Here is a 26,068-nt window from a genome sequence, read left to right as displayed (position 1 = left end):
CGGCAATTACATTAATTTTGAACTTTCCAATTTTTCTGCAAAGGCATTATTCAGACGGATGATGGGTTTCCTCAGAAATAATCCCAGGCATAGAGAGATTATCAGAAAAACTCCCAGCTTTCCAAGCTCCGCCCAATAGGTGGAACCATAAAACCCTCCGATACATTCCCGCATAGCTGCCATGCTATGTGTGAAGGGAAGGAGCGGGTAGACGGCCCTGAAAAATGCAGGGGCGACTTCTACCGGGAACGTCCCCCCAGAACCGGCAACTTGTATAACAAGGAGTACAACGCTGACTGCCTTTCCGATATCTCCAAATGAGACGGTCAGTGTATAGATAATATTGACATATACAATACTTGTAACCCATCCGGCCAGCAGAAAGAGAAAGGGATGAGGGCACTGGATCTTAAGGTAGAATAAATCACCCAGGCATATCAGAGAACTTTGCATAAGTCCTAGGGCAAGAAAAGTAAGATAACGCCCAAAATAGATCTGAGGGAGTGTTACATTTCTCATTCCTTTTATATATGATTTGCTGATGTTGACATTCAGCATGGCTACTAAAACGATGCCGCCAATCCAGATGGAAAGGGTAGAATAAAATGGGGCCATGGATGAACCGTAGTTCTCGATGGGATATAATCTCTCTGTAGATAGCTTAACCGGGGCGGCCAGGAAGGCGGATATGTCTTCCCGGTCAGTGGAAAGCAGGGACGTAAGCAGGGAGAAGTCCCCGTTCTGCTGTTTTTGCATAATCTGCCGGGAGATATCTTGGATCTGGGAGGCGGCATCAGTTAAAAGTGTATAAGAATGAGTAAGTGTTTCCTGCAGCTGGGACATATCTGAGGAGGCGGAGTCTGCTATAGTGTAGATACCGCTGGCACTCTCATTTAGCTGTGCCAACAGTCCGGTGATATCGCTCTGTGCCGATCCAAAAGAGTTAAATAGCTGATCAAACTGTGCCTGAAGGTTAGTCTCATAGTCTGACTGTACAGAAGAGATACTTTGAGAGCTTTGGGCCGCCAGATCTTTAAGTTCACTCTGGAAAGACAATGCGTCGGAAGCTGTGGCCCTGAGAGATTCAGCCATCGTATTTAAACGGTTCATAAGCTCAGTCTGTATGGTGATAGAAGTATTTAGTTTCCCGATAATGCTGCCTGTCAGTTCGGATAATTCTGGATGTGCTTCTTGGACAGAGGCAACGGCATCTTGTAGAGAGGTATAGGAGTCTATGGCATCCTGGACCCTGCCTGAGAGTCCGGTAAGGGTGTCTGCCACAGTCCCTGCATCGTCTGACTGCGTCTGGAATGCCCAATCTATCACCTCTGATACCTGGCCATAAAAGTTCTCTCCAGTGGATAAGGCCTGGTTGACCCCGTCAGTTACACCAGATATGGTATCCTGGATACCGGAAAAGGTTTTTTCTGTACGATTCAGGCTGTTCAGATTTTCCCCGGCTTGGGCCTGCGCCTGATTTAGGAACCCGGCTGTCATGTCAAGCATCTGCTGTGCAGAAGCTGCCATGAGTGAAAAAGAGTTCAGCGTATTAGCAGCCGCAGTCAGATCTGACGATATTTGTTCCAGGTTTTGGGTCAGATTGTCTGTGATTGTCTCGGAGCCGCTCTGGTCAGCCACGTTGGATACAGTCTGGAAGGAGGCCAGTGCAGTGTCTGATATGGTTTTTGTGAAAATTTCATTGATCTGGGTTTGAATGGCAGTTGCGCCTTTATCCGTAACTTTTGGTGCAATGGCATTTTTTTTGGCATTGGAATAGTAGGTAATTTCAGGTTTCTGAATCTCAGAGGAGAAGATACTCATCATTTGGCTGCTAAAATCCTTAGGGATCACGATAGCAGCATAGTATTTCCCAGATTTTACCCCATCAATTGCTTTTTCTTCCCCTGTGAATACCCATTCAAGCTGCGTATTTTCTCTTAGGGAAGAGAGTACCTGATCTCCCATATTCAGATGGATCGGGATCAGGCTGCCGTCATAGCCATTGTCCGCACTGGCCACTGCTACTTTTAGATTCCCTGTGCTGGCATATGGATCCCAGCTTGCAGCAATGTTAAACCAGGCATACAGGCAGGGAACCACTGTAATTCCTATGACGACGATCAGGGCGATCACATTTCTTTTGATTCTTATAGTGTCTTTCTGAAAGATTTTCCATATATTTTTCAAATTTCTTTCCTCCTATTACAGAATAAGTTCTATGGACCCTCCCCAAGTCCGGTCAGGATAGGGCGCCCGCGTGTTTAGCACGGCTGTTTGCGGGAGACGGTGCACGGGATTATTTTGATTCCGGGCAATGGCCATGATCCAAATCTTTGGATGTAAGGCCTGCAATGGCCAGCTGCTGCTGTATCTTATAATGGATATATTCAATACAGATCAAATAAGCAGACAAGGCGATCAAAGAGATAATCCAGAGAATGAGGAAAATCAGTTTAGACTCCAGGCTGAACATAAGTACCAGGAAAATTATGGGTATAACTATCATGCAGGTAAAACCGCACCGGATCAGTTTTGGATAACGCCTTTCAAACTGTCCTGAACGTTTTAGGAAATCCTGCCTCCATTCATCATCTTTGAGCAGCGTGCGGATAGGCAGCCAGAATTTTAACCGCCCCCTGTGCATACTTTCTGTTTCGCCCAGCATGATTCCTGTCTCGGACAGACGCTTATCGAAAAGATGGTTCAGGTTCATAAGGAGAGGCCTTAGGCCCAGTCCAATGAGGAGAGCTGCTGGTATAAACAGGGATAAAACGAAAAGGTTTTTAATATAATAGTTTTGGTACATACCTGCAATGCTTTCACGCATTGCATTTATCCCATAAGTGAAAGGCAGGAAGGGATGCAGTTTTTGGAAAAACAGGGGGGTCATTTCAATTGGGTAGGTACCGGAGGAGCCGGGAATCTGCAGGATGACAAGGAGGACGCCCAGGGCCTTGCCAATATGCTTAAATGTGATCGCCAGGGCATAAATCAGGTTTACATACACAAAAGAGCAAAACATACCGGCACAGATAAATAAAAATGGATGTATGCACTGTACTTTCAAAAGCAGCAGGTCTCCTAAGCAGACAATCAGTCCCTGGATCAGGCCGGCTGCCGTGAAAAGAAACCAGCGTCCAAAATAAGCCTGGGCCGGTGTAAAGTGCCGGACAGATGAATCCTTATCCACCTCTTGCTTTAAAATTGAGACAAGGATCAGGCCGCCCACCCAGAGAGCCAGATTTGTATAAAAAGGCGTCATAGCCGAGCCGTAATTTTTTACATCGTACAGGACCTCTAACTGAATGGACACAGGAGAGGACATAAAATCAGAGACAGATTCTGAGTCAATGTTTTCCAGGGACAGAATCTGCTGGTAAATCCCAGAACTTTGAAGAGCCTGGATATCCTGGGTAATCTTTGCTAACTGGCCGTCCACTGCGGACAGTGCATCTTTTGTCTGGCCCAGTATTTCCGCACTGCCTGACAGATTTGTGCCAAGCTGCCCAAGAATAGCTTTTAACTGGTCAGCAGCAGGCTGGATATTAGACAGGACGGAGGACAGGCTTCCGCTCAGAGCGGCGAAGCTGTCCAGGGACTGGCTGATGCCGGGAAGGAGTTTCTGGTCAAAATTACTCCTGTGGTTCTGCAGGGCCTCTTTATTTTGTGAGGCCAGAGCCTCAAGTGAAGTCTTTGCGCTTTGGGCAGTTTCCAGAGCATCCCCGATGCTGGAGTTCCCTGAATGTAATGAATTGAGAAGCTCTCCAAAGGAATTATTCTGGGCCTGGAGGCCTGCTATTTGCTGGGAAATAAGACTGGAAAGCTCCGTATTGCCCCCAATATTTTCATTTAAACTTTCCAGCGCCTCAAGAAGCTCGCTGTTTTTGGCATTCAGCTCTTCCACAGACTGGATGCTGCTGCTAATTACAGAGTTGGCCTGTTCTGCTGATGTTTCAAAAGCGCCTAGTTTTGTGGAGGCAGAGATATATACATTATTCAAAAGAGTTTCCCCGTTGGATAGATTCTGGGAAAGCTGGCTGGAAAATGCACCTGTTGAATCCCTTGCTGCTGACAGTGCAGAAGAAGCATCTGTAAGCACTGAAGTACCAGAGCTGGCGGCAGCCACTATACTGTCTAGTATACCCTGGGCATTTTGGATACTTTCAGAGGAACCGGCAATGGTATTCTGGAAATCTTCTAAAAGGGCGCTGTAATCCTCAAGATTGGCGCGGGCATCCTTAAGTGTGTCCATCAGCTTTGTGTCAGCCCGGTTCAAATCTGCAGATAAGCCGGCGGCAGAAGAACGGATGAGCTCAGAAATCGTCTCAGCAGCAACAGATGAAAAGGTATCATTGATTTCCTGCTGTATGGTTCCCGCCCCGGTTTCGGTGATTTTTGGTGCAATTGCATTTTTCTTTTCATTGATATAATAGCCAAGTTTAGGCTCCTTAGGATGGCCGGACAGTATGCTTATCAGGGAACTGCTGAAATCTTCTGGTATGACGATGGCAGCAAAGTATTTGCCGGAGCGCACTCCGTCTATTGCTTCTGATTCCCCGACAAAAGACCATCCCAGCTGATTATTTTCTTTTAGATTCTCGATAATGCTGTCCCCGGCATTGAGGGTGATATCCTCGTTTCTGGCAGTGGAATCATTACTGGCAACGGCAACTTTAATTGCCTCGGTGCTGCCATAGGGATCCATATTTGCCGCAATGTTGAACCAGGCATAGAGTGACGGCAGGATACATACGCCGGCCATGACAATAGATGCGGCCCGGTTGTGGAACAGTCTGCTGATATCACGTTTAAAAATCCGAAATGATTGTTTCATTGATGAATTTCCTCCTGTCGGTGATTGCTATAGGATCAGGGCGCGGCACTCATATCATATATTGTTCTTGCAGGCGGGCCTGTATATCAATATATGATATAGAGTGGGTGCGGCTCACCTTTTTGACACCCTAATCCTATAGGAAAGTATATCAAACTCATAAAAAAAATACTACACAAAAAATGACGAACAGTCATAAAAAATCCACCAGTTTTTGTGCAGATTTTGTAAATTTTAAATCGAATACACCGGATCATAAAAATCTGCCATATATCTGACCAGCTGATGTTTAAAGCATAGGACATTTCATGAGGCGCGGCGGTGTATGCGCCAATAGAGGATGACGCAGGAATCCGAGTAATAGATGGGTACATATGAGGCCCATGTATGTCCGCTGTACTTAGTATATGCCTGTCAGGATAAAATCATTTGGCAGCAGCTGGTTTTTTATGATATAGAAAGCCAGAATTTATATATAAAAAATGTGTTATTTACTATTGGCAGAGAGGAGTGGCAAAAAATGCGCATATTCATATACAGTAGAAAGTCTAAATGGACTGGCAGGGGAGAGAGCGTTGAGAATCAGATCAACATGTGCAGGGAGTATATTTACCACAATATAGAAAATGCCGATGGGGCAAAGATCATAGAGTATGAAGATGAAGGATATTCAGGAAAAAACATGAAACGGCCGCAGTTCCAGAAAATGATGGAAGAAATAGAGGCAGGAAATTGTAATTATCTGGTCTGCTATAAGCTGGATAGGCTGGGGCGCAATATTGCAGACCTGGCCAATCTGGTTGAAACCCTGAACAGGCTGAATGTCTCTTTTATCAGCATCAAGGAACGGTTTGACACATCGACGCCCATCGGAAAAGCAATGCTTTATTTTGCCGGAGTTTTAGCACAGATGGAACGGGAGCAGATTGCGGAGCGCGTGAGGGACAATATGATTATGCTGGCCAGAAAGGGTAGATGGCTTGGGGGGAATACCCCTCTCGGGTTTCGGGCGGTGGAAGAAGAGATGGTTTCTGTCAATGGGAAAAACAAAAAATCTTTCCGGCTGGCCATCCATGAGGAGGAGATTAAGACAGCCAGATTTATTTTTAAGGAGTATCTGGAAAAACAGTCGTTGATAGGAATTGTAAGGTATTTCGCGGGCCATGGTATTAAGACAAAACGTGGAAATGAATATACCACCACTGCAATCAGAGATATATTGACAAATCCAGTGTATTGCACGGCAGATCAGGAGGCATTTCAGTTTTTTTGGAATCTGGGGTGCCAGGTGTGCATGGATCAGGAAGAGGCTGACGGGAAACACGGACTGATAGCATATGCAAAAACCTCTTCCTCCCAATATAAGAACAGGGAGAACTCGCCAGAAAAGTGGATTATTGCAAAAGGGAGGCACAAAGGGATTATATCGGGAAGGGATTTTTCCAAAATTCAAAATTTAATTTTGAAAAATAGTAAAGGGGGAGGCAGGCGGCATACCCCCCATAATCCTGTATCTTTGTTATCCGGCCTTCTATATTGCTCCTGCGGGCACCCCATGCGCCCGAAAAATTACTCTTCAAGTCAGCTTACGGCTGCGGGGGAACGAAGATTTTCTTATATGTGTACATATAAAGAGCTGACCCATGGTAAGATGTGCTCTGCGAGGAATGTGCAGGGGAACACATTGGATGGGCTGGTATGCCAGAAAGTACTGCGCTATAATGAAGAAAGCTCTGACTTTAATCAAATATTGAGGAAGGCTATAGGAAAGATGGGAGGTACGGGAGAAAAGAAAGTGACGGCAGCAGACCTTTTGGAGCAGGAGATTCAAAAGAGAGAGGACAAAGTACAGAATTTAATCAGTGTTCTGGCCGAATCGGGGGGAAATGCAGTGTTTGTCCGCCAGGTCGAACAGGAAGTGCTGAAGCTGAATCAGGAGTGCCTGGCGTTTAAGAGGGAACAGGAGGAGACAGGCGGAGAAAGCAATATATGTGGGGGCAGGCAGCAGGCCGAATGTCTGATGGATCAGCTTTCTTCATTTCAGAAGCTGTTTGACATATTGACTGTGCCAGAAAAAAGGGAATATCTGAGGATGATCTTAGATAAGGTCGTGTGGGATGGGGAACAGGTTCATCTTTTTATCTGTGGCAGCCAGTGCCATGACAATAGCAGCGGGTAGCGGAGGTATATTGTTTCCGTTCCCTGCACATCGCATTTCCGCACCCTGAGGGGCCTACAATTGCAACAAATTCACCGGAAGCAATTGAAAATGAGATGTCTGTCAGTGCTTTGGTCTCTCCATCTAAAGTGTGGTATGCATAATGTATATTTTTTAACTCAAGTATTGGTTCCATGCAGACACTCCATTCAAAAGTATATAGTTAGTTTATGGAAAAATGCGGGATAGGTGAATAAAGTCCTATACAGTACATGAGTTTGTGCTATAATAAACTGTATTATTTATTGTAAAGGAGTTCTGGTACAATGAATTATAGAAATGTAAACTACCAAAAGGAGATGGATAAGCTGCTTCATTCCCTGCAGGGGGAGGGCAGAGTGCCGAAACTTCTGCTCCACAGCTGCTGCGCTCCCTGCAGCAGTTATGTGTTGGAATATTTATCTGATTTTTTTGAGATTACTGTATTTTATTATAATCCTAACATCTACCCAGAAAGCGAATACACGAAACGTCTGCTTGAGCAGCAGGCTTTGCTGTCGAATATGCATTTTACCCATCCGGTCTCATTTATTGCCGGAAGCTATGACAAAGAAAAATTTTATGAAATGTCAGAGGGGTTGGAGCATCTTAAAGAAGGCGGTGAGAGGTGCCATAAATGTTACGAACTTAGGCTGGCCCAGACAGCCAGGATGGCAGTAAAGGGAGGATTTGATTATTTCACCACTACTTTAAGCATCAGTCCTATGAAAAATGCAGGAAAGCTCAATGAGATAGGGACGGATGTAGCTTCGCGCTATGGCGTCAAGTATTTACAGTCGGACTTTAAGAAGAAGAACGGATATAAGCGGTCCATTGAACTGTCCAAGAAGCACGGGTTGTACCGGCAGGATTATTGCGGATGTGAATTTTCAATTGAAAATAAAAAAGAAAAATAATAAAAGGATTAAAGAAAGATAAGGAGACAGAGGGGATACTCTCTGTCTTTTTTTGTTACTATGAATTAAAAAAATATAACATAGTAAAAAGTATATTTAAATCGCTTTAAAAATCGGATTTTTGGTAAAAATGTCAGAAAAATATAAAAATATTTATAATAAGTATACAAAATTAACAGAATGGAATTGACAAATTAAAACATGTATAGTATATTTTAATTAATTTAAAGCGCTTTAAAAACGAAAGGAAGTGATAGGGTTTTATATGGATGGATTTCTGGGAATTGATATCGGGACAACTAACAGCAAAGGGATTTTGTTAAATCAGTCCGGCCGTATTATATCAGTCTGGAAACAGACAACCCCAAGGCTGAAAAAGGGCAGCCGCTGTTATTTTGACATAGGGAAAATAGCAGAATATACAGACCAGTGGATCCAGGAGGCGGAAGGACTGACGAAATTAATCAGTGTGGGTTTTTCCAGTATTGGCGAGTCTGTTGTACCAATAAAAGACGGCCGGGCAATAGGAATGCCCCTTGTCTGGTACGAACAAACAGCAGATATTCCACTGCACAAAAAAGAGCTGATTGAACGCCACGGCGATTTTGGGATTACAGGAGTACATAAAACATTGACCCTGGGTGTCTATAAGATGATCTGGATGCAGGAAAATGAACTGCTTAAGGTTCCAGATTTTTGGCTTCCTGTCTGTAGCTATCTTGTTTATAGAAAAACGGGCATAGCCATGTGGGATACGTCCCAGGCAGGAAGAAGCTATATTTATAATATCCATCAAAAGAAATGGCAGACAGATGTCATGGAGGAGTTGGGAATTACTCTGCCCAGGAAAGTCGGGATGTTGGGGGATAGCTGCGGCAGCAGTGATGGTATTATCTATGGCCTCGGGGGACATGACCACTATGTGGGGCTTTATGGGGTCTGCAAATTATATGGGGGCACAGACCTATTTTATGACTCTATGGGATCTTCCAGCGTCTTGGCGCTGATCAGGGAGGACGGGGAACAGAACCTGGGAGGCAGGGTTACTTATAATGCCGGGGGCGGATGCCTGGTGACAGGATTTAAGAGTGGGGAATATGTGATCAGCCGAGCTTTTGATTATTATGGCAGGGTGCTGGAATGCCTGGCTAATATGGGAGGTGGAAAAGGAGATGCAAAGTTCTATCAAAATGTGAACAAAGATCTTTTGACGCTTCCCAGCTTAGAAAGGCTCTGCCGGATTGCATGTCCAAGGGATTACGGGCCTTATGCAGAGCAGGCAGAAGGAATTAACCTGTTAGATATTATGGACAGATGTACTCCGGAGGAACTGATGCTGAGTGGATATTTATACCTGGCACTTGGAACAAACAGACTATATACAGATCTGGGACAGTACTGCGGCAATGCACAGCAGGATATCCCCTATTTTGCAGGTGGGGGGATTACTGGCAATAAGATGTTTATGGAGTGGAAGGCCTCTGCATTGGGCCGGAAGATTACGGTTCTCCAGACAGCAGAGATCAGTGCGCTGGGGGCGGCCATATCAGGAATCTGTGCATGTGGCAGAGGGGAAGCTTTAAAAGAACTGAAAGAGAAACTTTCAGGAGGAGAGGTCATAGAACCCAGGCAGGACTACAGGGAATACATATTGGAGATGAAAAGAAGATATGAAGGGAATTGACGCCAGGTTAATTTTAATTTCCGGCCTTCCTGGCAGTGGAAAATCTACATGTGGGAGATGGGTTTCAGAATTTTATAAGACAGCCTATATTGACTATGACACAATTGTACAGAGATTTATGGGGGATATTTATAGAAAGTTTTATGAAGAGTTACCCTATGATGAATTTTGTGTAACATGGCGAAAGTGCTGTTACCAGACCTTTTGGGATGTTATCGCTGAGAATCTAAAAAACGGTGTGTGTGTAACTGCGTCTGCACCGTTGACAAAGGAAAGGCAGCAGCAAGATTTTTTTAGAAGGCTGAGGGGCAGTTATAATTTAGAATGCAACATATTGTCCATTTCTATGGAGGTTCCTGAAAAAATTCTCTATACGCGCATGAAAGACAGGCAGTCTCCAAGAGACAGGCAGAAAATAAAGGACTGGGATCGCTATTACAGGGCGCAGTCCCAAAAGACAGCCTGGGATCCAGACTTGCAGCTTATTTATCAGGAAGAGCAGGAATACAAGAGGGACAGGAAAATTGGTGAGTTTTTGAACAGGCAAAATATATAGTAGGAGGAAAAAGTATGAAAAAATTATGGGCAGCTTTCGTTAGTATCATGTTGACAGTAACCTTGGCAGCAGGCTGTGGGAACTCCGCAGGGCAGGGGAAGAAGACAGAAGAAGAGGGTACTGTCAAACTGACCTTTTGGGCCGGACTGACAGGGGATGACCAGCAGGCCATGGCTGACATGGTGGAACAGTTTAACAATGAGCAGGATCAGATAGAAGTGGATTTTTATTCTGTAACCTGGGGGGAGATATTTACAAAACTATCTGCAGCCAGCAACACAGAGAGCGGGCCGGATGTCATGCTGATGCATCCCACGGATCTGGCTACATATGCGGGGAAGGAAATGATTGTTCCTTTGGATGACTTGATTGGCAGTATGGATGTCAGTGCGGAAGATTATTCAGATGTAATCTGGGCAGGGAACCAGGTAAATGGCGCTCAATATGGGATTCCTCTGGATTACCATTGCATGGCTATGTTTATCAATCTGGATCTGTTTGAGGAGGCAGGGTTAACAGCCGAGGACGCGGAAGTTACCTCAACAGAGGAGTTCAATGCGCTTTGTGAGAAGCTGACGGGGGAGGGCCAGTATGCAGTAGGCCTGGGAAGTAATTATGCCCATACATACAGATACTGGTATGGATTTCTGGGACAGGCAGGAGGGAACTTCCTAAATGAGGACATGACAGAAGCGGAATTTGAGGGCGAGGCTGGAATAAAAGCATTGGATTTCATGGCATCCTGGGTAGAAAAAGGATATGCGCCAGAAGCAGAGGCTGATATAGACGCTGACTGGATGGGCGGAACCACGGCGATGGTTATTGAAGGCCCATGGTTTGTCCCCACCGCTATGGAATCAGGGGTGAATTTTACAACAGTACAGTTCCCGCAAGTGTTGGGAGAAAATTCTGTGTGGGGCAGTTCCCATACAATCACAGTTCCCAGATATGATGGACGGAGTGAAGAAAAAGATGAGGCCACCCAGGAATTTATTAGTTGGCTGGTAAAGAATTCCTTTGGGTGGGGGGCCCAGAGCGGGCAGATCCCGGCTAATGAAACAGTGAGGGAATCAGAAGAGTATAAGGCATTAGATTTATACCAATATGCCCAGGCATTTATGGACCAGGCTGACTTTGTAGTTTATGAGCCTCTTTGCCCTGGTACAAGTGAATTTGGTGCGGACAATGAATTATCGCCAGTGGCCAATGCTGTTTATAGTGTTGTAAACGGAGAAGCAGATTCTCCATCTGCCCTCAGCCAGGCGGCAGAGAGCGTTGATAAAATTCTGGGGAATTAGAGATATGCCGGCAGGACTGCATACAGCAACAGCAGAGGCTGTAGGGCAGTCCTCATAGAAAACGGAGGGATAGCTTTGACGAATAAATATAAAAAAATGAAGAAGATTGGAATTTTGTTTTTGTTCCTTGCTCCGTATTTTACATTACTGTTTATTTTTAAGATTCTTCCGATTTTTGCCAATTTTTATTACAGCTTCAGGGAGATCGAAGTACAGACAGCCGGGACATTTATAGGTTTAGAAAATTACAGGAATTTGTTAGAAGACCCACTTTTTTACAAAGTGCTGAAAAATACATTTACGTATCTGCTATATGTGGGGCCTGTGAATATTATAGGAGGTTTTCTTTTGGCTCTGCTTTTGAATCAGAAACTCAAGGGAACCACGTTTGCAAGGGCGGTTATATTCGTCCCGTATATTTTAATGACAACACTTGTAGGGATCACGTTCCGGTATATTCTGGACGGTAATAACGGGATTTTTAATCATTATCTGTCCCTTTTCGGGATAGAACCAGTATTCTGGCTGACAAAAACCTCCACTGCCATGATGGGAATAGCGCTGGCATCTATTTGGTGGACCATCGGATATAATACGGTCATTTACCTTGCCGCACTTCAGGACGTACCCCGGGATCTGCTGGAGGCAGCATCCATTGACGGTGCAAGCCGTCTGCAGAGGCTGGTTAAAATTGTTATACCATATGTGAAAAATACTACGTTCTTTGTGGTACTGACTACAGTTATCTATTCCATGCAGGTATTTGGGCAGGTCTATGTCATGACGTCAGGGGGGCCAAATTATAGCACTCTGACCTTCGTACAGTATTTATATATTAAAGCATTCAGAGAATTTAAACTGGGATATGCTGCAGCAATCGGGGTAGTCTTATTTCTGGTGATTCTGCTGATGTCAGCTGTGATTTATTGGATGTTCCTAGACAGGGAGGAAATGAAGATAAGAAGGCCAGGGAGGAAAAGACATGAAAAGTAAGTATAAAAATAATCTGATCAGAAAGAGCATCTTATATATAGTTTTCGTTGTGGCTGTCCTGCTGTTTTTGTTTCCCCTAATCTGGGTCGTTTCTACATCCTTTAAGTCCACATCAGAAATATTTAATGGATTATATAACTGGATACCGATGGATTTTACACTGGAAAATTATATGGAGGCTATTAGGGAGTATCCTTTAGGTGTGTGGATGAAAAACAGTGTGGTTGTAGCAGCTTGGGTGATTGTCCTGTCCTGCGTATTTTACATATTGCCGGCCTACGCCCTTGCCAGGATAGAATTTAAATATTCTAGTATTCTGGTGGTGGTGATGGTGGCCACAATTATGATCCCGAAAGAATTGTCCTCCATTATGGCCTATAAAATAGTCGCAGGACTGGGATTGCTGGACACATATGCTGCCGTCATTATCCCCCAGATCTGTGATGCCATAGGCGTGTTTCTTTTATACCAGTTTTTCAGGGGGATTCCCAAGGAGTACAGTGAAGTGTGCCAGCTGGACGGCGGCGGCCATTTTACTATACTGACTAAAATATGCCTTCCACTGTCAGGGCCGGCATTGTCAGTGATGGTCATCCTGACATTTGTGTCATCGTGGAACAACTTTTTCTGGCCCCTGCTTGTGACATTTACAGATAAATCTATGACCCTGCCGGTGGGGCTGGCTACGATTATGACAAGCTATAGTGAGTCCTCTGCCGCAAGACAGTATGGACTTTTAATGGCCATCTCTATACTGACATCCATCCCGGCACTGACAGTCTTTGTCTGTATGCAGAAGAAATTTGTGGAGGCAATCACATCAACTGGAATTAAAGGCTAAGCGAAAGGAGTGCAAAAAGACAAAATATGAAAAACGAAAAAGAAATTGTTGGAAATTTTATCAGGTCGTCCAAAGGAATCCTGAAACTTCGGCCTGCCTGGGTAGCACATGATTTTTTAAAACCGGGCAAACGCCTGGGGTTAAAGGAGGAAGAATATGACGCTAAAGAGCGGGGCAGTATTATGGAGAGATGGTTTTGCTCGGAGACTCATGCTGACAATCAGATAGATGTGCCTGATGAGGGACTTTCCTATCTGGAAATTCCCGGGGAAAGGATTACAGTGGCTGAGGCCCTGAGTGTGTGCAGAGAAGAGATTCTCGGGCGGGAGTATGCACAAAGCCATGGCTGCCTGGGGCGGCTGATAAAAATATATGACTTTGGGACAAGGCTGTTTTTCCATATTCATCCCAGGGCCAAGGATATGAAGAAAATTGGAAAAAACTCTAAAGATGAGGCATACCATTTTTTAGACGCGCCCTTGGGGGAGCATCCGGAAAGCTTTTTTGGGGTACACCGGTATATTGTTGAACAGAATTTACAAAAAGAAATTTTTCTGCCCCTGCTAAAAGAATGGAAGGCTGGTGAAGAAGAAATACTAAAATATTCCACTGCCTTTTTAAATGTACCAGGGGAGGGGTTCTTTCTGGACTCTGGAATACTCCATGCCCCGGGGACTGCACTGACTATGGAGATACAGGAGTCCTCTGATGTGTGCACGGTGTTTCAGCCTGTAGTACAGGGATGCAGCATAGACAAACGTATGCTGTATAAGGATGTAGATCCCCAAGAAGCAGATATACTGGGGGAAGAGGCCGCCTTAAAACTCATAGACTGGGAGGCCAGCAGTGACCCTGATTTCTATGCAAAAAGACATCTATATCCCAAAATAGTTGAGGAGACAAAGCAGGGGGATTTGTATGAGGAATGGATTTATTATGGGACCAGTAAATTCAGTGGAAAAAGGCTGATTCTTCAGCCGGGAGAAGAGTTTTTCAGCCGGGAACAGGGGGTGCATAATATTTTTGTATGGAAGGGGCATGGATATGCAGGCGAACAGAGGATTGCTGCGGGGGAATTCGACTTAAACTCTTGTATGGACGAACTCTTAATTACTTGCCAAAGAGCCAGGGAAGGTTATATAATTAAAAATACAGGTGAAAAAGACTTGGTATTATATAAATATTTTGGCCCTGATATTTACACGGAGAATCTTCCAGAGATAGGGCATATTTAAGAGAAGGATATTTGAATGAGGAACATAACACTAAAGGATATTGCGAAAAGGGCGGGGGTATCAGAAGCCACAGTCTCACTTGTCCTGAATAATAAAAACGTGGTGAATATCCGTACGCGGGAGAGAGTCTTAAGATGTATGGAGGAGATGAATTATAAACCAAATCCTCTGGCCAGGGGACTGGCGCTTAAGAAATCTATGACAATAGGCTTAGTGTGCCCGGATTCGGAGAATCCATATTATGGAAGGCTGATGAAGCTGCTGGGCCATTATTGCAACCTGTTTGGATATTCTCTTGTCCTGGGAGTATCTAACAGTGATGTGGAGATAGAGACTAAGATAATAGAAAATTTTGTGGAAAAGCAATATGACGGAATTATTGTACTGCCCCTAAATGTCAGGAATAATGGAAGCCGGGTATTCCAGGAAATCAGGGAGAAGAATATTCCTATAGTGTTTTGTACTTCCTATTATACAGGGTTTAAGAAGGATTGTGTCTTGACGGATTATGCGCAGGGAAGCTATTTGCTGACCAGGCATCTCCTTGAGAACGGGCACCGGAAGCTTTGGTATTTTGTCACAAGTGACAGGAAACTGCCTGTTTCTATGGAGCGTATCCGGGGATATAAAAGGGCATATGAGGAAAAGGGACTAAAGCCAGAAGAAAGCTGGATTGTCAGGTGTGAATCCATCAGCGTAGAGTATGGACATAAAAGGACACTGGAATTGCTCAGTGAAGGCCAGCGCCCAGATGGGATACTGGCGCTGAATGATTATATGGCATATGGGATTAAGAAAGCAGTTGCTGAATATGGGTACAGGATACCGGAGGACATATCACTTGCAGGATATGACGATGTTTTTTATCAGCTGATTGCAGAAAAACCCCTTACAACTGTTCATCAGGATATGGAAAGCCTGGCAGAAAATACAGTAAATCTCCTGATGAAGAAGATGAACAGAGATTTCAAACCCGATCAGGAGGTATGCAGGCTTATACCCCCGTCCCTCGTGGTTCGGGGGACGACAAAAATAATCCGCAGTAATTGACAGGGAATACAGCAAAAGGAGATGTATGGGAAATAAAAAGTTTTTCATTTTAAATATGAACCCTGGATATGACCAGTGGCATTTGATATGCAGGAAGCCTGCGGCCGAGAATGTTTACAGATCAGATGAGGTGCTGCGGGCCCCGTCCGGCAAGGGCCTTAATACAGCCAGGCTCCTGCACAGGGTAGGGTATGAGGATTATGTATGCATAAATATACTTGGAGGGGGAACTGGCCGGCTTATTTCAGAACTGGCCAGGTGCGAAGGACTGCACTGCCGTGAGTACCCTATACAGGATGAATCCAGGATTAATACTTGTGTGACACTAGAGTATGGCCAGAAAACAATTTCTTACAATGCTCCGGGACCTGTGATGTCAGGGAAAGAGGCAGAAGGGTTTACTAGATTTTTATGTAGCTGCATTTCACAAGAGGAGCAGAAGTCTATGGGGGAAGGGCGGCCGGCGGCACTAGAAAAGAGACATATTGTGCCGGGAGGCATGCCATTGATTGAAGGAAAAGTGCCAGAGAGTCCGGGGAAGGAGAAGACAGGGTTAGTAATCAGCGGCGCCCCTTGCAGAGGCATATCCCTGGAATGGTTTCAGGATATCTTAGGGGAGGCGGCATTGGGCGGTCAGGAGCTGTTTGTGGATATTTCAGGGGAATGGCTCAAAGAGGCCGTAGAGTTTCCGCTCCAACTTCTGAAAGTAAATAGAGAGGAGTTCAAGGAGGTATTTCATGTAGATGCTTTTCTTTTTACTGAAGATTTAAAGCGGTTTAAAAATGGGCATGGGATAGAGAATCTGATTGTAACAGACGGAAAAAATGGATGTATCGCCTGTGGCAGCCAAAATACATATATTTGGAGCAGGATAGAAGGGATGACTGGCGGATGTTATGCAGTGGGGTCGGGGGATTCTTTTCTGGGCGGGTATCTGGCCTGCTATGGACGGGGGTTAGATTTAAAAACTTGTGTGGAATATGGCAATGCCTGTGGACTGGCAAATACGTTTCAACTGACACCAGCTATGATAAATAAGGAAGATGTGGAAGGACTGCTGCAGTATGTGAGGACGGAAACAGTGGGGGGACGGGGTCATATATAACTGTGAATCCCCAAAAGATTCTTGAATATATGTCCCTGACGGTGAATGATAGAGATTGGGAAGGAGGAAATATGCTATACTTACAATGTATATATGTAAGAATATAGTATATAGCAAAACTATGTCATTAGTAACATTAAGAGAGATTTTAAGAGATACAAGGCAGAAGAAATATGCAGTGCCTGCATTTAATTTTAATGGATATGAAGATGCGCAGGGGATGATTAACAGTGCACTTAAGATGCGCTCCCCGATTATTCTGATGGCATCTATGGGGGCCGTGAAATATATTGGGCTAAAACAGACAGCAGGAATGATCAGAGGAATGGCTGAAATGGTAGATATTCCAGTGTGCCTGCACCTGGATCACGGGACAGATATGGCCCTGTTAAAAGAGGCCGTAGTTGCAGGGTTTACTTCAGTGATGATTGATGCCTCTAAAGAGAACTTTGAGAAAAATATAGAAACCACAAGAAAGGTGGTAGATTATGCCGGGAAATTTGGATGCTCTGTGGAGGCGGAGCTGGGGAAAATCGGCGGAAGGGAGGAACATATTGTTGCGGATAGTGCGGAAAGTGCATTGACAGACCCAGCCATTGTTCCCGAGTTTGTAGAAAAGACAAATGTGGATGCACTGGCTGTGGCTGTTGGGACGGCCCACGGTTTTTATAAGAGCACCCCCAAGCTGGATTTTGGGAGGCTGGAGGACATTGTTGGACTTACAGGATGCCCCCTCGTGCTGCATGGAGGGACCGGTGTGCCAGAAGAGGATTTTAAAAAATGTATCCGCATAGGAATGAGTAAAATCAATGTTGGCACAGAATTTAAGGCAGCCTATGCTGGCGCTATCCGGGATGCAGTAGGCAATTATAAAAAAGATGAACTGGATCCCCGCACTTATTTAAAACATGTGAAGGAAATATGTGAAAAAATAGCAGATAAAAAAATTAAGTTATTTGGGGCAGATGGGAAGGCGTAAGAAAATATTTGCAAAAGTATTAAAATAAGTTTAAGTGAGGAGGGATAGGCATGTCATTTGGCGGGCCGGGCCAGGAAAAATATTTTATGAATGTACTGTACATATTGAGTAATTTATTTCTGCTGAATGTACTATGGATTATATTCAGCCTGCCAGTTGTGACACTGGGAGCCTCTACCACAGCGCTATATTCAGTGACCCTGAAAATGGTGGGAAACAAGGAATCCTATATTTGCCGTTCCTTTGTGAAGGCATTCAGAGAGAACCTAAAACAAGGGACAGCCATATGGATGCTTTACGGGGGATTTGGATGCCTGCTATATTTTAATTTATATGTAGCTGCCTCTGGGTATCTAGCCGGACAGGGATTCTTCCTCACTATATTCGCTGTAATGGCGCTATGCTATATCGCTTCAGGGATCTATCTGTTTCCTGTATTGTCTAGATTCCAAACATCCTGTTTACAGATTTTAAAAATTGCCGCTTTTTTATGTTTTCGGCATATAATATATACAATTTTGATTTTATGTATAATTATACTGCCGCTGGCATTAATTGGAAGATATTTATATTTTCTTCCGGCCTTGCTTATTATTGCGGTTTCCGGGCCTGCTTACATTGCATCGAAAATGTTTGATAAAATATTTGCCCAATATGGGCATGGTAATATCTGAATATTCTGAATATGGAGAGCAAAGGGGACAGACCCTTATGCAGAGGGGACAGGCCCCTCTGCATAAGGGTCTGTCCCCTTTGCTTTTCCATCATTTAATATTGAAAATTCAACAAATACCATATACAATATAAAAGATATTAACACGCAGGTTTGCCATAGTTTTTGTGGACATCACCACGTTACTGTGGTAAACTAATGGGAAAATATGAAACAAGAGAAAAGAGGATGACGAAATGGCGCAGTTATGGGGCGGGCGTTTTACCAAGGAGACAGATAAATTGGTATACAATTTTAACGCTTCTATATCATTTGATAAGAAATTTTATAGCCAGGATATCCGGGGCAGCATTGCACATGTGACTATGCTGGCCAAGCAGGGGATTCTGACAGAGGAGGAAAGAAAACAGATTATAGAGGGCCTGCAGGGGATCCAGAGGGATGTGGAGAGCGGGGCCCTTGAGATTACAGATGAGTATGAGGATATCCATAGTTTTGTGGAGGCTAATCTGATTGAACGCATTGGGGATCCTGGGAAAAAGCTGCATACAGGGAGAAGCCGGAATGACCAGGTGGCCCTGGATATGAAACTTTATACGCGGGATGAAATTCTGGAGCTAGACAGTCTTCTGCGGGATCTTCTTCAAGTTCTTTTAAAACTTATGAAAGAGAATACAGAGACATATATGCCAGGTTTTACGCATCTGCAGAAAGCACAGCCTATTACACTGGCACACCACATGGGGGCATATTTCGAAATGTTTAAACGCGACCGCCAGCGTATGAGGGACATATACAGCCGCATGAACTATTGTCCTCTGGGTTCCGGCGCCTTGGCGGGGACTACCTACCCGCTGGACCGGGAATATACGGCAAAATTGCTGGAGTTTGACGGGCCTACGCTAAACAGTATGGACGCAGTGGCAGACAGGGATTATCTGATAGAACTATTATCGGCAATGTCCACAGTGATGATGCATCTCAGCCGTTTCTCAGAAGAGATTATTATCTGGAATTCAAATGAATATCAGTTTGTAGAGATTGACGATGCATATAGCACCGGAAGCAGTATCATGCCTCAGAAGAAAAACCCAGATATTGCGGAGCTGGTGCGTGGCAAGACAGGCCGCGTCTACGGTGCGCTGATGTCGCTGCTGACCACAATGAAGGGGATCCCCCTTGCTTATAACAAAGATATGCAGGAGGACAAAGAGCTGGTATTTGATGCAATAGATACAACAAAGGGTTGCCTTGCATTGTTTACCGGCATGATACGTACAATCAGGTTTTGCAGCCAGCGTATGGAGGACAGCGCGAAGCATGGCTTTACCAATGCCACAGATGCAGCTGATTATTTGGTAAACCACGGCGTTGCATTTCGGGACGCACATGGGATTGTAGGCCGGCTGGTGCTCTGCTGCATAGAGAAAAACATAGCCCTGGAAGATTTGTCGCTGGAGGAATTTAAGGCAATATCCCCTGTATTTGAAGAGGATATTTATGATGCCATCAGCATGAGGACATGTGTGGAAAAGCGCACTACAACGGGGGCGCCAGGCAAAAAGGCAATGGAAAAGGCAATTGCTGCCGGGGAAGCATATCTGAATATAGAATAAAAAATAGCATTGCCAGCCTGCGGTACCTTAATGGATGGAGTCCCCTGTCCCGAGTACATGAATTACGGGGGACCCCTTGGGTATACATTTTCATAAAATAGTATCTTGCAGGCAGACAATGGATTAGACAATGGATTATAGAAAAGAGGAGAAATATGGAACAGAAATTAAAAGTTGGAATTTTGGGCGCAACAGGCATGGTAGGCCAGAGATTTATATCTCTGCTTGACAGACATCCATGGTTTCAGGTGGTGACAGTGGCGGCAAGCCCCCGTTCTGCAGGAAAAACTTATGAGGAAGCCGTGGGCGGAAGATGGAAAATGGATACGCCTATGCCGGAAGAGGTAAAAAGCCTGGTTGTACTCAATGTCAATGAGGTAGAGAAGGTTGCAGATACAGTGGATTTTGTGTTCAGCGCGGTGGACATGACAAAGGATGAAATTAAAGCCATTGAGGAAGCATATGCTAAGACGGAGACACCAGTTGTTTCTAACAATAGTGCACACCGGTGGACGCCGGACGTGCCGATGGTAGTCCCGGAAATTAATGCAGGGCATTTTGATGTGATTCCGGCCCAAAAGAAGCGCCTGGGAACAGACAGGGGATTCATAGCAGTGAAGCCGAACTGCTCCATTCAGAGTTATGCCCCGTGTCTGGCAGCCTGGGGGGAGTTTGGCCCAAAAGAGGTTGTGGCAACTACTTATCAGGCAATATCGGGCGCCGGAAAGACGTTCCAGGACTGGCCGGAGATGGTAGAGAATATTATCCCTTACATCGGAGGGGAGGAGGAGAAGAGCGAGCAGGAACCCCTGCGTGTGCTGGGAGAGGTAAAGGACGGCGAAATCGTAAAAGCTGCCCTGCCGAAAATAACCTGCCAGTGTATCCGGGTTCCAGTTTTAAACGGACATACGGCCGCGGTATTTATTAATTTTGAAAAGAAGCCGTCTAAGGAAGAACTGATAGACAGGCTGGTCAGCTATCAAGGATTCCCACAGGAGGCAGAGCTTCCCAGTGCGCCAAAGCAGTTTATCCAGTACCTGGAGGACGACAACCGCCCGCAGGTAAAAATGGACGTAGACTTCCAGCGAGGGATGGGAGTATCCATCGGACGGCTGCGCGAGGACAGCTTATTCGACTTTAAGTTTGTAGGGTTGTCCCACAATACTGTCAGGGGCGCGGCAGGAGGCGCTGTCCTCTGTGCGGAAGCATTGACGGCAAAGGGTTACATTAAGGCGAAATAAAGAGCCAGTTACAATCTGGAGAATATCCTGCCGCACAAGCTGACGTTATGGGGACTGCCCGTCAGCGCAGGGCGTACAGGGTATCCTCTGGATATAGAGAATGACAGACGGGATTTGTTGAAAAGAGGAGGTTGTGGATATGGGAATGACAATGACGCAGAAGATCCTTGCTGCGCACGCGGGACTGGAGTCGGTGGCTGCGGGGCAGCTGATAGAAGCAAAATTAGATGTGGTGATGGCAAATGATATTACCGGGCCCATGGCTCTGCCTATTTTCAGTGAAATGGCGGACAAGGTTTACGATAAGGATAAAGTGGTTCTGGTCCCAGATCATTTTACACCGAATAAAGATATCAAGTCAGCAGAGAATTCTAAGGCTATCCGTGAGTTTGCCAGGGAGCAGGGACTTAAATGGTATTTTGAACAGGGGAAATCTGGAGTGGAGCATGCAATCCTGCCGGAGGCCGGGGTGGTTGTTGCAGGTGAGTGTATCATTGGGGCGGATTCCCATACATGTACATATGGCGCACTGGGCGCCTTCTCAACAGGGGTGGGCACTACAGATATTGCAACAGGCATGGCTATGGGCGAACTCTGGTTCAAGGTACCCAGCGCCCTGAAGTTTGAACTGACTGGAAAGCCAGGGCCCTATGTAAGCGGCAAGGATATTATCATACATATTATAGGAAAAATCGGAGTGGACGGCGCCCTATACAAATCTATGGAATTTACTGGGGACGGGATAAAAGAACTGTCCATGGATGACCGGTTTACAATGGCAAATATGGCAATCGAAGCAGGGGCCAAAAATGGTATTTTTCCCGTAGATGAAAAAGCGGAGACTTATATGAAGGAGCACTCTGTAAAAGAGTATAAAGTATACGAGGCAGATGCAGACGCAGAGTATGAAGAGGTAATCACAATCGATTTGTCCAAGGTCAGGCCGACAGTGGCCTTCCCTCATCTTCCCGGCAATGCAAAAACCATAGACGAGATTGAATCCATGGAACCTATTCAGATTGAACAGGTCGTAATTGGTTCATGTACAAACGGAAGAATGGAGGATATGCGCCGTGCAGCGGCAATTTTGAAGGGACATCAGGTACACAGGGATGTGCGGGTGATGGTGATACCTGCCACCCAGAATATATATAAGCAATGTATTGCGGAAGGACTTATGGACATTTTTGTAGATGCAGGCTGTGCAGTCAACACTCCAAGCTGCGGCCCCTGTATGGGAGGCCATATGGGAGTTATGGCGGCAGGGGAAAAATGTGTTTCTACCACAAACCGTAATTTTGTAGGAAGAATGGGCCATGTGGATTCCCTGATTTATCTGGCATCCCCGGAGGTGGCCGCTGCCAGTGCGATTGCAGGGTATATTGCGAATCCAGAGAAAGTAGGTGACAGATAATGAAAGCGTTGGGACATGTTTTTAAGTATGGGGATAATGTGGACACAGATGTGATCATTCCGGCCAGGTATCTGAATTCCTTTGACGCCCAGGAGCTTGCAAGCCATGCAATGGCTGATATTGACCCGGAATTTGTCAAAAAGGTACAGCCTGGCGATTTGATCGTGGCAAACAAAAATTTTGGCTGTGGATCTTCCCGTGAGCACGCCCCTCTCTGCCTGAAAACGGCTGGGGTAAGCTGTGTTATAGCAGAGACATTTGCAAGGATTTTTTACCGCAATGCCATTAATATCGGATTGCCCATCATTGAATGTCCGGAGGCGGCGAAGGGCATTGAAGCGGGGGATGAAGTCGAGGTGGATTTTGACAGCGGAAAAATTTATAACAGGACAAAAGGGACGGAATTTCAGGGCCAGCCATTCCCGGAATTTATGCAGAAGCTGATAGCGGCGGGAGGACTTGTGAAATATACCAACAGTAAAAAAGGGAAATAAAGATTTCGGTTTTATAGGGACTGCACACGAGATCCAGGGATGGAGGGTGTGCAGTTCTTTTACTTTATAGGAAATTCTAATGGATTTCTTGTTTTGTGGCAAAGTACTGTCTGTAAAGTAAAAGCACTCCAGGGAAAGTGTATTGACAATGCCCTCCCCTTTGCTATAATTAAATCAATAATAGTTACTAAAGGGGGATACTATATTTTTAGTACAGCCCTGTATTTGGAAGGAGGAAGGATATGCTGTTATTGTCAAAGAAAGATATCAGAGAAGTGTTTTCCATGAAGGAAGCGGTGGAGGCTGTCAAGGAGGCTTTCCGCCTTTTCTCGGAGGGGAAGAGCCAGGTGCCCCTGCGCACCAATATTCAGGCTCCCAGGCATGACGGGGCCATGCTGTTCATGCCCTCTTACGTGGAGGCATTGGATACCGCCTGTTTAAAAGTGGTGAGCGTATTTCCGAAAAATATAGAGAAAGGACTTCCCACAACCCCAGCCCAGGTGCTTTTGCTGGATGCCTCCAATGGGACAGTGGTCAGTGTGCTGGACGGCACTTATGTGACACAGCTAAGGACCGGGGCAGCCACCGGGGCTGCTTTCGATGTGCTGGCGAAAAAGAACTGTGTAAAAGGCGCGCTCATAGGCACAGGAGGGCAGGCGGCTGCACAGCTGGAGGCCATGCTGGCAGTAAGAAATCTAAAGGAGGTCTGGGTATTTGACCTGGATACAGACAGGCTGAACACATTTGTAGAGCAGATGAATCAGGAACTGGCGGGATATGGGGCCAAGGTTCTTGCCGCCAAGAGTTCTGGCGAAGCGGTGGATGGGGCCGATCTTCTTGTCTGCGTGACACCTGCCAGAAAGCCTGTTTTTGACGGCAGCAGGGTGAAAGCCGGCGCGACTGTCAGCTGTGTGGGTTCCTACCAGCCCCATATGCAGGAGATGGACCCAGTTATATTAAGGAGAGCCGCCGGAATCTATTTTGATTCCAGGGAAGCAGTACTTTCAGAAGCAGGGGATATTTTGATACCCCTTCAGGAGGGGATGATTTCAGAGGAGGATTTTACTGGCGATTTGGGAGAGGTGCTGGCAGGGAATTTGGCAGGGCGGCTCAATGACACAGATATTATTGTGTTTAAGACAGTGGGAATCGGAACCCAGGACTTGATGGCGGCTAAGAGGATTTATGATAAGGCCCTCAGTAAGGGCGCAGGGACAGAGTGGAATTAGGAGGTCATGGAGATGGAAGCGTATTGGAATGGCACAGAGGCGGCACACCGCCGTGTTATGATGAAGGCAGCAGGATACACAGATGAAGATATAAGAAAGAAGCCTCATATAGGGGTGCCCAATTCTTATATGGAGGGTTCACCGGGAAGTGCACATTTAAGGCAGATTGCGGAGGCTGTCAAGCAGGGCATCTGGGCGGCAGGGGGCGTACCCGTAGAATTTGGGATCCCGGCAACCTGCGGGAATATAGCAAACGGTGCGGAAGAACTGAAATATGAACAGGTGGGAAGGGATATTGTGGCAATGTCTGTGGAGTTTGTATCAAGGGTACATAATTTTGACGGCCTTGTGATGGTTGCCTCCTGTGATAATATTATCGCAGGCTGTTATCTGGCCGCGGCAAGGATGAACATTCCTTCTATGATAGTAACAGGCGGGTCTATGCAGCCAGGGCAGCATTGCGGTAAGACAGTCGTGGAGGCCGACCTGGATGTGGCCAGGTTCTCAGGCTCTTCAGAGGAGGAACTTATGGAGCTGGAGGAGGCGGTATGCCCTTCTTTTGGGGCCTGCCCGTCTATGGGGACGGCCAACACCATGCAGATGCTGGGGGAAGTCATGAATCTGGTCATGCCTGGAACTTCCACTATACCTGCCTCGGATAACAGGAAGCTTAGGCAGGCCCGGGAGGCAGGCAAGTTTGCAGTCCGTTTGGTGAAAGAAGGGCGCAGGCCTTCTGACCTAATTACAAAAGAAGTCCTGCTGAATTCCATTATGTTTGATATGGCAGTGGCAGGCTCCACCAATGCTGTACTTCATATCCTCACAATGGCTTATGAACTGGGGATTGATATAACGCTGAAAGACTTTGAGAAGTATGCACAGGAGATACCATGCATCAATGCCGTCATCCCAAGCGGGCCATATACAGTCGTGGACTTCCACTATGCAGGGGGTGTTCCGAATGTGATGAAAATGCTGGAGAGCCGCCTGTTTACTGAGGCGCCCATGATGGACGGGGGCAATTGGGGGGAATACCTGTCTCATGTAAAGGCACAGGCAAATGAAGTCATCCATTCCATAGAAAACCCTCTGTTCCAGGAACCTGGCCTGAAAATACTGAGAGGGAATCTTTCACCCAAGGGCGCCATTGTGCGCCCCACCGCGGTTCCTGAACCAGTAAAATATATCCGGGGAAAGGCGAAAGTATTTGAGGGGGACAGAAGTGCTTTTGAGGCCATAGAAGCAGGGGAAATCGTCCCAGGCGATATTATTGTAATCCGTTATGAGGGCTGTAAAGGCGCTCCGGGGATGAAAGAATTAATGCTGAGCATAGACGCACTGATCGGCCATGGCCTGCATACCAGTGTGGGGTTGGTGTCCGATGCCAGGTTTTCCGGTTTTAATTATGGCGCTATTGTGGGACATGTGTCGCCTGAGGCATATGACGGAGGGAACATCGCCCTAGTGGAAGAGGGGGATGAAATCGTGATAGATATCCCTGGAGGGAAAGTGGATTTGCTCGTCCCAGACCAGGAACTGGCGGCCAGAAGGGAGAAGTGGACATGCCCGCCTCTGAAGGAGGAGAAGGGCTGCCTGAACCTGTTTGCAAGAAACTGCAGGCCGGCTGAGGAAGGCGGAGCCATGCAGCCATGGCCGAACAAGAGTATTTAGAAAGAGGAAGGCTTGGGGGATTGAATAGAAAGGAGCTGGGC

Annotated in this window: 20 protein-coding genes and 1 pseudogene; 18 read left to right on the top strand and 3 right to left on the bottom strand. The window is 45.8% G+C overall.

The window, feature by feature from the left end; all coding sequences use genetic code 11:
- Positions 1 to 6: 6 nt before the first annotated feature.
- Positions 7 to 2,187 (bottom strand): YhgE/Pip domain-containing protein, encoded by a 2,181-nt coding sequence (locus tag EFA47_RS11010; RefSeq protein ID WP_122643321.1) that lies wholly within the window; start codon positions 2,185 to 2,187, stop codon positions 7 to 9.
- A gap of 109 nt (positions 2,188 to 2,296) precedes the next feature.
- Positions 2,297 to 4,834: a YhgE/Pip domain-containing protein gene (locus tag EFA47_RS11005; protein ID WP_122643320.1), complete on the bottom strand. Its 2,538-nt coding sequence runs from the start codon at positions 4,832 to 4,834 to the stop codon at positions 2,297 to 2,299.
- 520 nt (positions 4,835 to 5,354) lie between these two features.
- Here EFA47_RS11005 and EFA47_RS11000 point away from each other — a divergent pair.
- Positions 5,355 to 7,013 (top strand): recombinase family protein, encoded by a 1,659-nt coding sequence (locus EFA47_RS11000; RefSeq protein WP_164689978.1) that lies wholly within the window; start codon positions 5,355 to 5,357, stop codon positions 7,011 to 7,013.
- Positions 7,014 to 7,044: 31 nt separating this feature from the next.
- Here the strand turns inward: EFA47_RS11000 and EFA47_RS20485 are convergent.
- A pseudogene (locus EFA47_RS20485) lies at positions 7,045 to 7,188 on the bottom strand (spermidine/putrescine ABC transporter ATP-binding protein); the annotation flags it as partial.
- Between the two features lie 130 nt (positions 7,189 to 7,318).
- Here EFA47_RS20485 and EFA47_RS10990 point away from each other — a divergent pair.
- From EFA47_RS10990 to ilvD, 17 genes are all read left to right on the top strand, one after another.
- Positions 7,319 to 7,948, top strand: a complete 630-nt coding sequence (locus EFA47_RS10990) for an epoxyqueuosine reductase QueH (RefSeq protein ID WP_122643318.1) — start codon at positions 7,319 to 7,321, stop codon at positions 7,946 to 7,948.
- A 265-nt stretch (positions 7,949 to 8,213) separates the two neighbouring features.
- Positions 8,214 to 9,632 (top strand): FGGY family carbohydrate kinase, encoded by a 1,419-nt coding sequence (locus EFA47_RS10985; RefSeq protein ID WP_122643317.1) that lies wholly within the window; start codon positions 8,214 to 8,216, stop codon positions 9,630 to 9,632.
- The gene (locus EFA47_RS10980) at positions 9,619 to 10,188 is read left to right on the top strand and encodes an AAA family ATPase (RefSeq protein ID WP_122643316.1); all 570 of its coding nucleotides are present in this window, start codon (positions 9,619 to 9,621) and stop codon (positions 10,186 to 10,188) included. Before EFA47_RS10985 ends, EFA47_RS10980 begins: the two co-directional genes overlap by 14 nt.
- Positions 10,189 to 10,202: 14 nt before the next feature.
- Positions 10,203 to 11,486, top strand: a complete 1,284-nt coding sequence (locus EFA47_RS10975) for an ABC transporter substrate-binding protein (protein ID WP_122643315.1) — start codon at positions 10,203 to 10,205, stop codon at positions 11,484 to 11,486.
- 75 nt (positions 11,487 to 11,561) lie between these two features.
- A complete protein-coding gene (locus tag EFA47_RS10970) occupies positions 11,562 to 12,479 on the top strand; it encodes a carbohydrate ABC transporter permease (RefSeq protein WP_122643314.1) in 918 nt (305 codons plus the stop codon).
- Positions 12,469 to 13,320 (top strand): carbohydrate ABC transporter permease, encoded by an 852-nt coding sequence (locus tag EFA47_RS10965; protein WP_122643313.1) that lies wholly within the window; start codon positions 12,469 to 12,471, stop codon positions 13,318 to 13,320. Before EFA47_RS10970 ends, EFA47_RS10965 begins: the two co-directional genes overlap by 11 nt.
- Positions 13,321 to 13,346: 26 nt before the next feature.
- Positions 13,347 to 14,555: a cupin domain-containing protein gene (locus EFA47_RS10960; protein WP_122643312.1), complete on the top strand. Its 1,209-nt coding sequence runs from the start codon at positions 13,347 to 13,349 to the stop codon at positions 14,553 to 14,555.
- Positions 14,556 to 14,570: 15 nt separating this feature from the next.
- Positions 14,571 to 15,605 (top strand): LacI family DNA-binding transcriptional regulator, encoded by a 1,035-nt coding sequence (locus tag EFA47_RS10955; protein ID WP_122643311.1) that lies wholly within the window; start codon positions 14,571 to 14,573, stop codon positions 15,603 to 15,605.
- Between the two features lie 25 nt (positions 15,606 to 15,630).
- Entirely contained in the window at positions 15,631 to 16,710 is a 1,080-nt protein-coding gene (locus tag EFA47_RS10950) for a 1-phosphofructokinase family hexose kinase (RefSeq protein WP_122643310.1), read from the top strand.
- Positions 16,711 to 16,831: 121 nt separating this feature from the next.
- A complete protein-coding gene (locus EFA47_RS10945) occupies positions 16,832 to 17,689 on the top strand; it encodes a class II fructose-bisphosphate aldolase (protein WP_122644506.1) in 858 nt (285 codons plus the stop codon).
- Between the two features lie 50 nt (positions 17,690 to 17,739).
- Positions 17,740 to 18,363: a YesL family protein gene (locus tag EFA47_RS10940; RefSeq protein ID WP_122643309.1), complete on the top strand. Its 624-nt coding sequence runs from the start codon at positions 17,740 to 17,742 to the stop codon at positions 18,361 to 18,363.
- 235 nt (positions 18,364 to 18,598) lie between these two features.
- Positions 18,599 to 19,978 carry an argininosuccinate lyase gene (gene argH / locus EFA47_RS10935; protein WP_122643308.1) on the top strand — a complete coding sequence of 460 codons (1,380 nt, stop codon included), beginning with the start codon at positions 18,599 to 18,601 and terminating at the stop codon, positions 19,976 to 19,978.
- Positions 19,979 to 20,133: 155 nt separating this feature from the next.
- Positions 20,134 to 21,219 (top strand): aspartate-semialdehyde dehydrogenase, encoded by a 1,086-nt coding sequence (gene asd, locus EFA47_RS10930; RefSeq protein ID WP_122643307.1) that lies wholly within the window; start codon positions 20,134 to 20,136, stop codon positions 21,217 to 21,219.
- A gap of 139 nt (positions 21,220 to 21,358) precedes the next feature.
- Positions 21,359 to 22,633, top strand: coding sequence for a 3-isopropylmalate dehydratase large subunit (gene leuC, locus EFA47_RS10925; RefSeq protein ID WP_122643306.1), 1,275 nt, complete (start codon positions 21,359 to 21,361; stop codon positions 22,631 to 22,633).
- Positions 22,633 to 23,127, top strand: a complete 495-nt coding sequence (gene leuD / locus EFA47_RS10920; protein WP_122643305.1) for a 3-isopropylmalate dehydratase small subunit — start codon at positions 22,633 to 22,635, stop codon at positions 23,125 to 23,127. Before leuC ends, leuD begins: the two co-directional genes overlap by 1 nt.
- 242 nt (positions 23,128 to 23,369) lie before the next feature.
- Positions 23,370 to 24,356: an ornithine cyclodeaminase family protein gene (locus EFA47_RS10915; RefSeq protein WP_122643304.1), complete on the top strand. Its 987-nt coding sequence runs from the start codon at positions 23,370 to 23,372 to the stop codon at positions 24,354 to 24,356.
- A gap of 12 nt (positions 24,357 to 24,368) precedes the next feature.
- On the top strand, positions 24,369 to 26,027 hold the full coding sequence (gene ilvD, locus EFA47_RS10910; RefSeq protein WP_122643303.1) for a dihydroxy-acid dehydratase: 1,659 nt from the start codon (positions 24,369 to 24,371) through the stop codon (positions 26,025 to 26,027).
- Positions 26,028 to 26,068: the final 41 nt, after the last annotated feature.

It is taken from the genome of Luxibacter massiliensis (assembly GCF_900604355.1).
In the GTDB taxonomy this organism is placed as follows: domain Bacteria; phylum Bacillota; class Clostridia; order Lachnospirales; family Lachnospiraceae; genus Luxibacter; species Luxibacter massiliensis.
Note: the sequence above shows the minus strand (reverse complement) of the source record. Positions and strands in the feature narration are given on the sequence as shown.